Annotated in this window: 10 protein-coding genes, 1 tRNA gene and 1 other RNA gene; 5 read left to right on the plus strand and 7 right to left on the minus strand. The window is 69.0% G+C overall.

The genetic code is table 11. The features are described from left to right. Positions 1-98: 98 nt before the first annotated feature. From ACFE6Z_RS10400 to ffs, 3 genes are all read right to left on the minus strand, one after another. Positions 99-1,319, minus strand: a complete 1,221-nt coding sequence (locus ACFE6Z_RS10400) for an acetate/propionate family kinase (RefSeq protein ID WP_375385621.1) — start codon at positions 1,317-1,319, stop codon at positions 99-101. Between the two features lie 5 nt (positions 1,320-1,324). After that, positions 1,325-3,508: a phosphate acetyltransferase gene (pta, locus tag ACFE6Z_RS10405; protein ID WP_375385622.1), complete on the minus strand. Its 2,184-nt coding sequence runs from the start codon at positions 3,506-3,508 to the stop codon at positions 1,325-1,327. Between the two features lie 123 nt (positions 3,509-3,631). After that, positions 3,632-3,728: signal recognition particle sRNA small type (gene ffs / locus ACFE6Z_RS10410), an RNA gene on the minus strand. 122 nt (positions 3,729-3,850) lie between these two features. Here ffs and ACFE6Z_RS10415 point away from each other — a divergent pair. From ACFE6Z_RS10415 to ACFE6Z_RS10430, 4 genes are all read left to right on the plus strand, one after another. After that, positions 3,851-4,882: an AAA family ATPase gene (locus ACFE6Z_RS10415; RefSeq protein WP_375385623.1), complete on the plus strand. Its 1,032-nt coding sequence runs from the start codon at positions 3,851-3,853 to the stop codon at positions 4,880-4,882. A gap of 24 nt (positions 4,883-4,906) precedes the next feature. After that, a complete protein-coding gene (locus ACFE6Z_RS10420) occupies positions 4,907-6,154 on the plus strand; it encodes a DUF58 domain-containing protein (RefSeq protein WP_375385624.1) in 1,248 nt (415 codons plus the stop codon). Then, positions 6,141-8,459, plus strand: a complete 2,319-nt coding sequence (locus tag ACFE6Z_RS10425; protein WP_375385625.1) for a transglutaminaseTgpA domain-containing protein — start codon at positions 6,141-6,143, stop codon at positions 8,457-8,459. Before ACFE6Z_RS10420 ends, ACFE6Z_RS10425 begins: the two co-directional genes overlap by 14 nt. A 26-nt stretch (positions 8,460-8,485) precedes the next feature. Further along, a tRNA-Ser gene (locus ACFE6Z_RS10430) sits at positions 8,486-8,570 on the plus strand. A gap of 83 nt (positions 8,571-8,653) precedes the next feature. Here ACFE6Z_RS10430 and ACFE6Z_RS10435 read toward each other — a convergent pair. Next, a complete protein-coding gene (locus tag ACFE6Z_RS10435; protein WP_375385626.1) occupies positions 8,654-9,289 on the minus strand; it encodes a hypothetical protein in 636 nt (211 codons plus the stop codon). Positions 9,290-9,498: 209 nt separating this feature from the next. Between ACFE6Z_RS10435 and ACFE6Z_RS10440 the strand changes: the two genes are divergently transcribed. Then, the gene (locus ACFE6Z_RS10440) at positions 9,499-10,425 is read left to right on the plus strand and encodes a DUF1990 family protein (RefSeq protein WP_375385627.1); all 927 of its coding nucleotides are present in this window, start codon (positions 9,499-9,501) and stop codon (positions 10,423-10,425) included. A gap of 67 nt (positions 10,426-10,492) precedes the next feature. Here the strand turns inward: ACFE6Z_RS10440 and ACFE6Z_RS10445 are convergent, their stop codons facing one another. The 3 genes from ACFE6Z_RS10445 to ACFE6Z_RS10455 form a co-directional block, all read right to left on the minus strand. Beyond that, on the minus strand, positions 10,493-11,173 hold the full coding sequence (locus ACFE6Z_RS10445) for a response regulator (protein WP_375385628.1): 681 nt from the start codon (positions 11,171-11,173) through the stop codon (positions 10,493-10,495). After that, entirely contained in the window at positions 11,170-13,725 is a 2,556-nt protein-coding gene (locus tag ACFE6Z_RS10450) for a DUF4118 domain-containing protein (protein ID WP_375385629.1), read from the minus strand. The genes ACFE6Z_RS10445 and ACFE6Z_RS10450 overlap by 4 nt, the downstream gene beginning before the upstream one ends. A gap of 193 nt (positions 13,726-13,918) precedes the next feature. Then, positions 13,919-14,299 carry a hypothetical protein gene (locus tag ACFE6Z_RS10455; RefSeq protein ID WP_375385630.1) on the minus strand — a complete coding sequence of 127 codons (381 nt, stop codon included), beginning with the start codon at positions 14,297-14,299 and terminating at the stop codon, positions 13,919-13,921. Positions 14,300-14,320: the final 21 nt, after the last annotated feature.

A 14,320-nucleotide genomic window follows, 5' to 3' on the forward strand; every position in this document is an offset into this window, starting at 1 on the left:
GCGAGGAGAGAGGGCGACGGGTGAACGGCTCGACGGCGTGCCGTGCTGCAAGCGTAGTGCGGCCGTGCGCACGCACGATAACCGGGGTCCGGAGCAGGCTACCCGTGGGCTGCGGCGAGGGTCTGCCGCGCAATCTCGAGCTCTTCGTTGGTAGGGACGACCAGCACCGTGACGCGCGACGAATCCGTGGAGATCACACGGATGCCGCGGCCACGCGCCGCATTGCGCTCGGCGTCGATCTCGACTCCGGCGAACCCGAGGGTCGCCATCGCACCGGCTCGCACCTCCGGTGCGTTCTCGCCCACCCCGGCCGTGAACGAGATCACATCGACGCCGCCGAGCTGCGCGAGATACGAGCCGGCGTAGCCGCGGAGGCGATGCACGTAGACCTCGAACGCGAGGGTGGCCGCAACATCCCCCGCCCGCACTCCCGCGATGATGTCGCGCATGTCCGAGACGCCCGCCAGCCCCTGCAGCCCGCTCCGCCGGTTTAGGAGCGCGTCGAGGTCGTCGATCGAGAACGCCGCGCGGCGCGAGAGGTGCAACAGCACGGCGGGGTCGATGTCTCCCGAGCGCGTGCCCATCACCAGGCCCTCGAGCGGGGTGAGTCCCATCGAGGTCTCCACCGAGCGTCCACCGTCGATCGCGGCGACCGATGCGCCGTTGCCGAGGTGGAAGACGATCTGCGTCAGCTCGCCCAGCGGACGCCCGACGAAGGTCGCGGCGGCTTCGCTCACGAACTTGTGCGAGGTTCCGTGGAACCCGTATCTGCGGATGCGGTGGGATGCTGCCAACTCCGCGTCGATCGCATACGTGTAGGCGGCCGGGGGCAGGGTCTGGTGGAACGCGGTGTCGAAGACGGCCACGTGCGGCACGTCGGGGAACGCCTTCTTCGCCGCGACGATCCCGGCGAGGTTGGCGGGATTGTGCAGCGGCGCCAGCACCGAGAGCTCGTCGATGTTGATCTCGACGAGCGGCGTGATGAGGGTGGGCTCGAAGAACCGGGCACCGCCGTGCACGACGCGGTGGCCTACGGCGGTCGGCGGGTTCTCGGCCAGCGATGGGCCGTTCTCAGCGAACGCGTCGAGCATGGCGGCGAATCCGGCGGTGTGATCGGGGATGGGCAGTTCGCGCGTGTAGGTCGCGTCGAGCATCGTGGCGCCCTCGGCAGACGGGGCGAACACCGTGTGCGCGGAGACACCCGTCGACTCGCCGATGCGCTCGACGAGGCCGGATGCCAGCATCCGCTCGGTCTCGACGTCCAGCAGCTGGTACTTGAACGACGATGAACCGCTGTTGACGACCAGGACGACGGACATGCGCTCTACTCCCCCTGTGCCGTCAGGGATGCTTCGCCCTGCGCCTGGATCGCGGTGATCGCGATCGTGTTGACGATGTCGTCGACCAGCGCGCCACGCGAGAGGTCGTTGATCGGCTTGTTGAGGCCCTGCAACACCGGACCGATCGCCACCGCCCCGGCCGAGCGCTGCACCGCCTTGTAGGTGTTGTTGCCCGTGTTCAGGTCGGGGAAGATGAACACCGTCGCTCGCCCGGCGACCGGCGAGCCGGGCATCTTGGCCTTGGCGACAGCGGCATCGGCGGCCGCGTCGTACTGGATGGGCCCTTCGACCAGAAGCCGCGGCGCACGCTCGCGCACCAGCGCGGTCGCCGTTCGCACCTTCTCGACCTCGGCGCCCGAGCCCGACTCTCCCGTCGAATACGACAGCATGGCCACGCGCGGGTCGATGCCGAACTGCTCGGCGGTGGCTGCCGACGAGATCGCGATGTCGGCCAGCTGCTCGCTCGTGGGATCGGGGATCACGGCGCAGTCGCCGTAGACGAGCACGCGGTCGGCGAGCGCCATGAGGAACACCGACGAGACGACCGACACCCCCGGCTTGGTCTTGATGATCTCGAACGCGGGGCGGATCGTATGGGCCGTCGTGTGCGCGGCCCCCGAGACCATGCCGTCCGCCAGGCCCAGATGCACCATGAGCGTGCCGAAGTACGACACGTCGGTGACGGTGTCGGCCGCCTGCGCGTACGTGACGCCCTTGTGGGCGCGGAGCCGCTCGTACTCGCGCGCGAACTTGTCGACGTGCACCGCATCGAAGGGGCTGAGCACCTGAGCATCGCGGATGTCGATGCCCAGCTCGATCGCGCGACTGCGCACCTCGATCTCTTCCCCGAGGATCGTGAGGTCGGCGATCCCCCGCGAGAGCACGGTCGCCGCGGCGCGCAGGATGCGATCGTCGCCGCCTTCCGGCAGCACGATGCGGCGTCTGTCCGAACGCGAGCGCTCGATCAGGCCGTATTCGAACATGAGCGGGGTCACCACGCTGGCGCGGGCCACTCCGAGCGCCCTGGTGAGTTCGTCGGTGTCGATGTAGCGCTCGAAGATCGCCAGAGCCGTGTCGTAGCGGCGCTGCGAATCGGCGGCCAGGCGCCCGCGCGTATTCATGATGCGCACCGTCGTCTGGTAGGTGCCGAGGTCGGTGGCGATGACCGGGAGCGACGAGCTCAGGCCGTCCAGGAGCTGCTCGATCGACTGGGGCAGCTCGAACCCGCCGTTCAGCACGATTCCGGCGAGCGACGGGAAGGTGCCCGACGCGTTGGCGAGGAGGGTCGCCAGCAGCACGTCCGTCCGGTCGGCGGGCACGACGACGATCGCGCTCTCGGTCAGACGCGGCAGCACGTTGACCATCGACATCCCCGCGACGACCACGCCCAGCACCTCGCGGGTGAGCAGCTCGGAGTCGCCGCGCACGAGGCGGCCTTCGACCGAGCGCAACACCTCGCGCACGGATGGGGCGACGAGGAACCGGTCTTCGGGGAGAGCCCAGACGGGGACGACGGGGTGCGCGGCGGCATCCTCCCCGAGGACGGATGCTGTCACCACCGGCGACGCGTCGACCGCGCCGCGCACCGCCGCGACGATCTCGTCGAGCTCGTCGGGGTTCGCGCGATTCGCGACGACGCCGAACAGCTCGGCGCGCTCGTGGGCGAGCTCGACGAGGGCGAGCGCCGCCGTCTGCCCCATCTCGGCGGGCGTGCGCGGAGTCGACGAGCCGAGCTGCTCCTCTGAGCCCTGCTGGCTGCGCCCACCGACCACCAGGAGGACCGGCGACCCCAGGTTGGCGGCGATCCTGGCGTTGTAGCCGAGCTCTGCGGGGCTCGAGACGTCGGTGAAGTCGCTGCCGAGTACGACGACCGCATCGCACTGCGCCTCGACGCGCTTGTAACGCTCGACGATCGCGCCGAGCGCAGCATCCGGATCCGCGCGCACATCGTCATAGGTGGCCCCGATGCACTCGTCGTAATCGAGATCGATGACCGAGTGGGCCAGCAGCATCTCGAGCACGTAGTCGCGCTCCGATGTCGAGCGCGCGATGGAGCGGAACACCCCGACCCGAGGGGTCGCGCGGCTCAGCGCATCCAGCACGCCCAGCGCGATCGTGGATTTGCCCGAATGACCCTCTGCCGACGTGATGAAGATGCTCTGCGCCACAGCTTCAGCCTAGAGTCGGCGCCCCCGCGCGAGAGCGCGATCTCTCGATGTCACGAAAACGTCGCCGCGTCTTCACTGAACATCTTCATCGACACTGCCTAGACATGGAAAGACGCGGCCCCACATAAAGACTCTCCGCGCACCCGGCAGAGCCTGGTTACCCTTGCTACGTTTCCGTCCTGGGGGAGTTGGCCTGGATGCCGTCGCGCGGAGAGCTTCCTCTATTCTAACCGGCGACTGAGGCGCCTGCGAATCCTCTGCACCCCGCGCCAGCGCACACGGCCGCAGGTTACGATCGAGTAACGAGGGACGATGATGCCCCCCGCGGACCGGAGGGGGCCCATGGACCACATCGCGCTGGGTGAGTCGGGTACGCCCGATCGATCTCACACGACACCGCCGCCGGTGACGGCCGATTCGTTCGAGACTCAGACGAATCAGATCCTCGCCGCGGTGGGCACTGTGATCGACGGCAAGCCGGATGCGGTGCGCAGCGCCCTCGTTGCGCTGCTGGCCGAAGGACACCTCCTCATCGAGGACGTGCCGGGCGTCGGCAAGACGATGCTGGCGCGGGCCCTGGCCGCATCCGTCGACGCGTCGGTGCGCCGCATCCAGTTCACTCCCGACCTCCTCCCCGGAGACGTGACCGGAGTGAGCGTGTTCAATCCGGTCGACCGCGAGTTCGAGTTCAAGCACGGCGCGATCTTCGCCAACATCGTCATCGCCGACGAGATCAATCGCTCGTCGCCGAAGACCCAGTCGGCGCTGCTGGAGGCGATGGAAGAGGTTCAGGTCACGGTCGATGGGCAGACGCATGAGCTCCCGAGCCCCTTCCTGGTCGTCGCGACGCAGAACCCGCTGGAGATGGAGGGCACCTACGCCCTCCCCGAAGCGCAGCGCGACCGCTTCATGATGCGCATCTCGATGGGCTACCCGGATGCCCGCTCCGAGGCGCTCATGCTCCGGCAGCGGGATGCTGTCAACCCGCTCGAGGCGCTCACCCCCGTGGTGTCGTCGGCCCAGGTCACGGCGCTCATCGGCTGGGCGCGCGCCGTTCACGTCGCCCCCGCGATCGAGGATTACGCGGTCGGGCTGTCACAGGCGACGCGCTCGCATCCCGACCTTCGCCTCGGCGCGAGCCCGCGGGCGACGCTCCAGCTCGTGCGCGCAGCCAAGGTGTGGGCTGCTCTGGACGGACGCGGGTTCGTCATCCCCGACGACATCACCGCGCTCCTGGAGCCCGTCTTCGCGCACCGGCTGATCCCGACCAGGGCAGCGGGCGGGGTGCGCGCGCGGTCGACGACCGACGCGATTGCCGGCATCCTCGAACGCATCGCATCCACGGTGCGCGTCCCCCTCGCGGCGCGACAGTGACAATTTCCTGCGAGTAACCCGACGATGAAACGCGTGTGGCCGTTGACCTTCCGCGGGACGGGCGCGCTCGCGCTGGCGATCGCCTGCTTCGTGCTGGCGAGTGAGCTGGGGCTCGTCGAGCTCGTGTACTTCGGGATCCTCCTGATCGCCACCCTCGCGGCGAGCATCGTCTCGCTGTATCTCACCCGGCGCACCGAGAGCGTCGTCCGCTCGCTCAGCCCCGATGTCGCCACGGTCGGCCGCACATCCGACGTCACGGTGCGGGTCGGCGTGCGGACTGCCGTGCCGTCGCCCGCCGGCATGTGGCGCGACGCCGTGACGCAGGGGCTGACCGGTGTGGCACGCGGCGTCTTCCCGGCCCTGGGCTCGGGGCTCCGAGGCAACGAACGCGCGATCGAACTCCGCTACGCGATCACGGGGGCTCGCCGCGGCGTGCATCCGCTCGGCCCGCTCACGGTCACCTCGACCGATCCGTTCGGCCTGGCGCGACGCAGCACCGTGCTGGGGATGCGCACACAGGTGACGGTGGCCCCGGCGATCGTCGATCTGCCGGCGCTCGCGAACTTCACCGGCGAATCGGGCGGCACCCTGCACACGACGACGAACCAGCTGGGACAGGGTGCCGACAACCTGATCGCCCGGCCCTACGCGTCGGGCGACTCGATGCGCCGGATCCACTGGCGGGCGACAGCCCACCGCGATGCGCTCATGGTGCGCCAGGAGGAGCAGGAGTCCACGCCCGAGGCGACGGTCGTGCTCGACCGCGGCGCAGTGCGCTGGAGCGCAGAAGCCCTGCGTGGCCCCGGGCTCGACGCCGCGTTCGAGGCGGCGGTGTCGGCGTGCATCTCCGTCGTCTCACGCCTGGTCAGCGACGGGTACATGGTCGAACTGATCGATTCCGACGGCACGGCGCTGAGCGACCCGATCGACGGAGGCGACATCAGCAGCGTCGAGGCAGTCGCCTCGCACCTGGCGACCATGACGACGCGCCGGGGCGACAACCTCCCCCAGCTCCCGCTGTTGTTCGCCGGGCTGATGACCGGGCCCGTTGTGGTGGTGACCGGTCGATTCGAACTCGCGGATGCCGAGGCCCTCGCTCCGCTCGTGCACCACTCGGCCCTGCCCATCGTGCTCGCGGCGGCCGGCGGCGGCGACGCGCTCGACCGCGCCGCCGACCTCGGCTGGCGTGCGGCGTCGATCGGGCCGGACCTCGACCTGGCCAGCGCGTGGTCGGGCGCTGCCGACCGGGGGGTGAGCAATGTCGTCGTCTGAGGCCGCAGCATCCCGTCGTCCCGCTGAACTCGCGTTGACCATCGGGGTCTTCGTCGCGCTCTTCGCCGCGATGATGCCCCTCATCCGCGTCGTATCGCCCAGCTGGTGGGTGCTCGGCACCGTGGTGCTGACCGGCGCGGTCCTCGCGGCCGGCTTCGTCGCGCGCCGCTTCCGCCTCCCCGCGATCGCCGTGACCCTCATCGAGCTGGGCGTCTGGGTCGTGCTGCTGACTCTGCTGTACCTGCGCGACACGGCGCTGCTCGGCATCCTGCCCACGCCCGAGAGTGTGCGCACCGTGCCCGCGCTCATCTCGACCGCCACCGATGCGATCGTGCTCGGCTCTGCGCCGCTGGAGCCCATCACGGCGCTCTCGTTCATCATCGTCGGCTCGATGGGCCTGCTCGCGATCGCGATCGATCACGTCGTGCTGACGGCGCGGATGCCGCTCCTTGCCGCCGTCGGACTCATCGCGATCTCGCTCATCCCGTCGATCGCCGTTCCCGGGCCGCTGGATGTGACCGCCTTCGTGCTGCTGGCGGTCGCGATCCTGTTCATGCTGCGCGTCGAGACGCGCTCGAGAGAACACCAGCGCGCGCGCGCCGCCGCCGCGGAACAGGGTGTGGAACCGGCGGTCAACGGCGTATCGGCCACGGCGCTCGGCATCGGCGCGGTCGCCGTCATCATCGCGATCGTCGCCACCCCCCTCCTTCCCCCGCCGGTCGCGTCCGCCATCGGCGGCCCGGGCGCCGGCACGGCGATCGATCCCACCCTCCAGCTGGGCGACGACCTGCGCCGCCCGCGCGAGATCGAGGTGCTGACGGTGCGGAGCTCGGCACGCTCCGTCCCCTACCTTCGCGCCGCGACCCTGTCGAAGTTCGACGGAGCGGTGTGGTCGCCCGATCAGCCCAGCTCTGTACCCCTGGGCAGCGACGCGAGTTTCGGTCCGATCACGGTCGATCCCGGCATCCGGATCGACGAGTACACCACCACGGTCGAGGTCAAGAACCTCAACTCGGCGTGGCTGCCCGTCGCGTTCCCCGCCGTCGCCGTCGACGGCTTGGACGGCGCGTGGGCCGCGGTACCGACCAACCGCACCGTGATCGCCCAGGGCGCCTCGACGCAGGGCCAGACCTACGACGTCATCACCCAGGTGGCCCGGCCCACGCTCGAGCAGGTGCGCGCCCATTCCGCGGCGTCTCAGACGCTGGAAGCCGGCGTCCAGGATGACACGCTGGCGCTGCCCGCCGATCTGCCGCCCATCATCGACCAGCTCGCCACACAGGTGACCGAAGGCAAGACGACCGACTACGACAAGCTGGTCGCGCTGCAGACATGGTTCCGCAGCCCGGCGTTCCGGTACTCGCTCGATGCGCCCGTAGAGTCGGGCTTCGACGGTTCGGGTGCGGATGCCGTCGCGCGCTTCCTCGATGTGCGCGCGGGGTACTGCGTGCACTTCGCCTCGGCGTTCGCGCTCATGGCGCGCAGTCTCGGTATGCCCACGCGCATCGTCGTGGGTTACCTCCCCGGTTCGAACACGAACGCTTCGATCGATGACAAGACGGTGTACTCGGTCATGAGCGGCCAGCTGCACGCGTGGCCCGAGGTCTATTTCGACGGCATCGGCTGGATTCCCTTCGAGCCGACCAACAGTCTCGGCAGTCCGACGTCGTTCGCGCCCGGCTCGGTGACCACCGGCGCGACCGACAGCACCGCCGCTCCCACGACCGGAGATGCGGCGACCCCGACCCCCACCATCTCGGACAGCATCGTCGATCCCACCCAGCGAACGGGCGACTCGGCAGCCAGCAGCACGTCCACCGGGGTCGACCCGATGCCGGCGATCACGGCCGTGCTCGGCATCCTGCTCGCCCTTGCGATCCCGGGCCTCATCCGCGAGCTCCGGCGACGACAGCTGCTGGCCGCAGCGCGCGCGGGCGATGCCGCCGCAGCGTGGACGAGCGTGCAGGACGCGGCGATCGACCTCGGCATCCCGGTGCCTGCGAGCGAGTCGGCGCGCGCGCTCGGCACCAGACTCGTCGAGGTGCACGGTGCCCCCGCCGAACCCATGACCGTGCTCATCGGCGGCATCGAGCGGGCCAGCTACGCCCCCGGCGGTCGCCATGGCTTCTGGCAGGGCGAAGGGATGGCGGATGCTGCGACCGCCGTGCGCGCCGGACTACTGGCTTCGGCCGATCGCCCGCGGCGCCTCCTTGCCGTGGTCGCTCCGCGATCGCTGATCGTGCGGCCCGGCAGCGCGTATGCGGGCTCGGGCTCGGAGTCGGGCACCCGCGCACGGGCACGCTAGGATGGTCTGCGGTCCTCCGGGACCACGGAGGATTCGCCTAGTGGCCTATGGCGCACGCTTGGAAAGCGTGTTGGGTGAAAGCCCTCGGGGGTTCGAATCCCCCATCCTCCGCCCTCCGATCCCAGTGTTTACAAGGGATCTCGACCGAATTTCACATCCACCAGCACGCGTACTGCCACCGTTCGATCGAAAGTTCAGTGCCGGTATGCGGTGACGCTCTCAGATAACCGGACTGGCTCACCTTCCACTGCAGTCTCACCGACGACGACGTTGATTTTCTCGCTGATAGCGACGGACAAGCCGCCCCCGCTGCCGAAGCTCTCCGAGCAACCGACCGAATCGGCCGTACGATCCGGCCCGTCCGTCCGGAAGCTGAGGACGCAGATTCCGTCGTAGCCGGTGGGCCGCGCGAGCGCGATGTAGTAGCCATCCAGCACGGCGACGAATCGCACCGAGTCCGGATCGATGCTGTCGTCGCCGTCCAGAAACTTCATCGGAAGCAGGTCCTCATCGGTCTGCGCCGTCGTGAATTCGGGAATCGCACTCCCGGTGCCTGCCCCGGCAACGCCTCCGCCGGCAACGACGGAGCCGATCCACAGTCCGACCGCGACAAGGACGACGGCGCTGGCCGAGACGAACAGCCATCGTCGCCACGCCCGCGTCGCGATGGGTTTCGGGGGCGACGTCTGCGAATCGCCCTGTTCGGAGATCGGTTGCGGCTGAGCGATAGGCTCCGCCTCCGAGACTGTCTCGCTCGAACCGATTTGGCCGATAGGCCCGGTTTGGATACCTTCAAGTTCTCGCAATCGCCGAAGGTCGGCATCCGTCACCGGCTGAGCGAGATCGGGCCCGAACACTCTCCGTCGCAGCTCGTCGAGCTCGCGGCTCTCGCCTTCGGTGGTGGCCATCCAGCCAATATGCCATGTGCGCGTAGGTCGAGGTCCGCAACCTGGAACTCATCGTGGCGTACTGCGGATCGATGTCCTCCGACGAAAGGATCGGCGCGGTGTCTTGATGGCGGAGCTGACAGGATCGAGGCATGGTCAGCTCGTTCTCGGTCGCGACTCGGGCGAGAGTGCCGATGAAGAAGCTGTTCGATGTGTCTCTGAGCATCGACGAACATGTGGCGTCGATGGCGCAGTCAGGCGAGCGCGCGATCGGCGGTGTGACGGAAGGGTCGATTGGGCTCGGCGAGACCGTCACGTGGCGTGCGAGGCACTTCGGCATCTGGTTCACGATGACATCGCAGATCTCCAGCCTGGAGAGACCGGATCGATTCGTTGACGAGCAGGTTCGCGGCCCGTTTCGATCGTTTCGTCACGAGCACCGGTTCGTTCGCGATGGCGATGGGGCGGTGATGACCGACACTCTGACCATCGAGTCGCCCATCTTCGGTCGACTCGCGGAACGCGTCATTCTGGTTCCCTATCTACGTCGCCTGATTCGGGAACGCAACAGCCGCCTACTCGTCTCTCTCGATGCGGCGCCCGGCACAGACCCGGCCCTGCCGGAGTGGCCTGCCAATAGTGCGAGCATCTTCCGACGCTCTGAGGTGAACGTGCTCATCGGACATGGAGATCAGGTGTGGGAACGCGCCGCCCATGACATCCTGCGTTGGGCTGTGAAGACCCGCAGCGGGTTCACAGTCGACGATGTGAGCAAGGTGTCGCCGGGTGCCGAACCGACGATCACTGCTCGGATCGCGGGCATGACCGCCAGAGAACCTGTGCGCGTCGAGAGCGTAGTGGAGACATCCACGCGCGTCGGGTTCTCGTATAGGACCCTTCCGGGCCACCCCGTCACCGGCGAAGAAGCCTTCATCGTGCACCGTGACGGCCACGACGTGTCCCTGACTGTTCGATCGCTCACCGCGCCCAGCGCCGAGCAGCCCTGGCGCAATGTATATCCGCTGCTCCGCATCGCCCAAGTCATCGCCCGCCGTCGTTACATCCGCTCCCTCAGCTGACACCGGCTTCATTCGCCTCACACATCAACGGCAGGGAAACGATCGGTTCACTCGGTAGCTGAAGCTGTCAGGACGGGTCCAGCACCAGCCGATATCCCATCCCCGACTCCGTGATCAGATGGCGAGGATGCGCGGGATCGCGCTCCAGCTTCTTGCGCAGCTGAGAGATGTACAGGCGCAGATACCCCGAGTCGCTCACCTGCTCGCTCGACCAGATCTCCTTCAGAAGCGTCTGCCGTGTGACGAGCGACTCGGGGTTTCGCGCGAGGAACTCGAGCATCTGCCACTCGGTGGGCGTGAGGTGCACGCGCACGCCGCCGCGGAGGACCTCGCGGGCCGTCAGGTCGACGGTGACGTCGCCGAACCGCACGATCGGCACCGTCGCCGTGGCGCCCGCACGCCGCCCCAGCGCGCGGAGGCGCGCGAGCAGCTCGTCGATCTGGAAGGGCTTGGTGACGAAGTCGTCGGCTCCGGCATCCAGCGCATCGACCTTGTCGGACGACCCGGTGCGACCCGACACGACGATGATCGGCACATCCGTCCACCCGCGGAGGGCATGGATCACCTCGATCCCGTCGACGTGCGGCATGCCGAGATCGAGCATGACGATGTCGGGTCGCTCGTGGGCGGCCAGCGTGATCGCGGCAGCACCTTCGGCGGCGGCGATGACGTCGTATCCGTGCGCAGCGAGCGTGATCCGCAGCGCACGGACGAGCTGCGGGTCGTCGTCGGCGATCAGCACTTTCACGATCTCGCTCCTGCTTCTCGTGGTGCAGCGGAGTCCGCAGCAGGTGGAAGGGGATCGAATGCCGCGGCCACCGGCAGCGCCACCACCATGGTCAGTCCGCCGCCCGGCGTGTCCTCCGGCGTGAGCGCACCGCCCATCCCCTCGGTGAAACCCTTCGAGAGGGCAAGCCCCAGCCCCAGCCCGGTGGTGTTGTCGACGTCGCCGAGCCGTTGGAACGGCGCGAAGATGTCGTCGAGACGCTCGGGGGCGACACCGGGGCCGTGATCGATCACGCGGACCTCGGCGACCTGGCCGAGTCGACTCGTCGTCACGCGCATCCGCGCTCCTGTGGGGCTGTGCCGATGCGCGTTCGACAGCAGGTTCGCGAGCACGCGCTGCAGCAGCACGGCGTCGGCCGAGACGTCGGGCAGACCGGCATCGAGATCGAGTTCGACCTCGTCGGGGCCGAGCCCGAGCTCGTCCAGCGCCGCGAGCACGACTCCGGCGGCATCCGCCGGCGCCAGCGACACCGCGAGCGCTCCCGCCTCCACGCGGCTCACGTCCAGGAGATCAGTGACCAGGCGCGCGAGCGACGACAGGCTCTGGTCCGCAGCGGCCAGCAGCTCGCGCCGGTCGGCGTCGGTCAGCGCATCGCCGGCCGCCCGCAGCCCCCCGACCGCGGCGACGGCGGCGGCGAGCGGGCGACGCAGGTCGTGGCTGACGGCCGAGAGCAGTGCGCTGCGCACCTGATCGGTCGCGGCGAGCACGCCGGCCTCCCGTGCGGCCTCGGTGAGGGCGGTGTGCTCGAGCGCGGCCGCGAGCTGGGTGGCGATGACATCCAGGAGCCGCCGGCCCGCAGCATCCAGCTCACCGCCGTGCAGTTCGAGCGTGGCGCGGGGCGCTGCGGGGTCGCCCACCGGCACGCGGATGACCCGCCCGTCCGGCACGGGCTCGCCGTCGGTCGCGATGACCTCGCCATAAGGAGCCACGAGCCGTACCCCCGTCATCGAGAACGCCTCACGCGTGCGCCCGACCAAGGCCGGAACGGCGCTCTCGCCGCGCAGCACGCTGCCGGCGACGGTTGCCAGCAGCTCGGAGTCGGCGGCTGCCCGCCGCGCTGCGCGGGTGCGGCGGGCGGCCTGGTCGACGATCCAGCTCACGAGGATGGCGATGATCACATACAGGCTGAGCGACAGCGCGTGCAGCGGATCGGCGATGGTCACCGTGTACAAGGGCTCGACGAAGAGGAAGTCGAGGGTCAGGGCCGACAGCACAGCGGCGAATAGCGCCGGCCAGATCCCTCCGACCAGCGCGACGACCACGACCAGCAGCTGGTACGCCAGGACATCTGAGGTGAGGGATGCCTCGCTCCGCACGGAGACCAGCAGCCACGAGAGCAGCGGGCCGCCGATGAGCGCGAGCGCGAATCCGAGGACGCGGCGCTTCACGCTGAGCGCTCCCCCGCTCAGGCGCGGGAGCGCGAACCTGCCGCCGGCAGCGGCGTGCGTGACGATGTGGACGTCTATATCGCCGGACTCGCGCACCACGGTGGCGCCGATGCCGGGCCCGGTGAGCGCGGCGGCGAGCCTACCCCGTCTGCTCACGCCGATCACGAGCTGCGTGGCGTTCACGCTGCGTGCGAAAGCGACGAGCGACCGGGGCACATCGTCGCCGACGACCTGGTGATACGTGCCGCCGAGCGCTTCGACGAGTGCGCGCTGGGAGGCAAGGGCCTCCGGCGCGGCCGCGCGCAGGCCGTCCTGACTCGACACGTACACGGCCATGAGCTCACCGCCGGAGGCGCGTGCGGCGATCCGGGCACCGCGCCGGACGAGCGTGTCGCCCTCCAGACCGCCCGTGAGGGCGACGACCACCCGCTCGCGCGCGCGCCACGTGCCCTCGATGCCGTGTTCGGTGCGATACGACGTCAACGCCGTGTCGACTTCGTCGGCGAGCCACAGCAGCGCCAGTTCTCGAAGGGCCGTGAGGTTGCCGAGCCGGAAGTAGTTCGACAGTGCGGCGTCGATCCGCTCGGCAGGGTAGACCAGGCCCGCGGAGAGCCGATCGCGAAGGGACTGCGGCGCGAGGTCGACGATCTCGATCTGATCGGCGCCCCGGACCACAGCATCCGGAATCGTCTCGCGCTGCTGGATACCGGTGATCTGCTCCACGACATCGTTCAGCGACTCGATGTGCTGCACGTTGACCGTAGTGATGACATCGATGCCCGCGTCGCGCAGCGCCTCGACGTCCTGCCACCGCTTCTCGTGGCGGGAGCCGGGCGCATTCGTGTGGGCGAGCTCGTCGACCAGGGCGACCTGAGGCGCCCGCGCGAGCACTGCGTCAAGATCCATCTCGTCGAGGGCGACTCCGCGATGCTGCTCGATCCGGCGGGGAATCTCCGGCAGCCCGCCCGCCTGGGCCCTCGTGGCCTCTCGACCGTGGCTCTCAACGAGGGCGATGACCACATCGGAGCCTTCGACCACCAGGCGGCGCCCCTCTTCGAGCATCTCGTAGGTCTTGCCGACGCCGGGAGCGGCGCCGAGCAGAACCCGCAGACGCCCGCGCCTCATGCCTACTCCTCACCCTGAAGCGCGTCCAGCGCCAGGTTCAGTTCCCGCACGTCGACCCGAGGCTCGCCGAGGTGCCGAAGTCTCGTGACTGAATCCTAGACTCCACCGTCGCGCCGACCCCCGGACCTCGCGCACACAGGAGAGCCCGGCCGACGGCCGGACTCTCCTGTTCTTCCGTCTGAGGATGCGACCGCTAGGCCGAAGCCAGCGCCTTCGACTTCAGCGTCTCGAACTCGGCAGGGGTGATCGTGCCCGCATCGAGCAGCTTCTTGGCCTGATCGATGTCGCCGACCGGCGACGACGTCGCGACCGAGCGGATGTAGCTGTCGGCCTCCAAGCGCTGGGCAGACGCCCGCTCGACGGAGCGCTGCGCCATGCTGCGACCGCGAGCGATGAGGTACACCAGCGCGGCGAAGAAGGGCACCACGATCAGGAAGATGATCCACAGCGCCTTGGCCCAGCCGTTCAGGCCCTTGTCGCGGAAGATGTCTCCGATGATCGCGAAGAACACGAAGAGGCACGAGATCAGGATGTAGATCCAGAATACGTCCACTAAGAAATCCCAGAAGGTCATGGTTGTTCCGTTTCTGTGAGG

The sequence above is a fragment of the uncultured Microbacterium sp. genome (assembly GCF_964244775.1).
GTDB lineage: Bacteria > Actinomycetota > Actinomycetes > Actinomycetales > Microbacteriaceae > Microbacterium.

Coding starts and splice junctions, on each gene's coding strand:
- ACFE6Z_RS10400 (WP_375385621.1), bottom strand. CDS start 1,319: ATGTCCGTCGTCCTGGTCGTCAACAGCGGTTCATCGTCGTTCAAGTAC.
- ACFE6Z_RS10440 (WP_375385627.1), top strand. CDS start 9,499: ATGGTCAGCTCGTTCTCGGTCGCGACTCGGGCGAGAGTGCCGATGAAG.
- ACFE6Z_RS10425 (WP_375385625.1), top strand. CDS start 6,141: ATGTCGTCGTCTGAGGCCGCAGCATCCCGTCGTCCCGCTGAACTCGCG.
- ACFE6Z_RS10420 (WP_375385624.1), top strand. CDS start 4,907: ATGAAACGCGTGTGGCCGTTGACCTTCCGCGGGACGGGCGCGCTCGCG.
- ACFE6Z_RS10450 (WP_375385629.1), bottom strand. CDS start 13,725: ATGAGGCGCGGGCGTCTGCGGGTTCTGCTCGGCGCCGCTCCCGGCGTC.
- ACFE6Z_RS10455 (WP_375385630.1), bottom strand. CDS start 14,299: ATGACCTTCTGGGATTTCTTAGTGGACGTATTCTGGATCTACATCCTG.
- ACFE6Z_RS10415 (WP_375385623.1), top strand. CDS start 3,851: ATGGACCACATCGCGCTGGGTGAGTCGGGTACGCCCGATCGATCTCAC.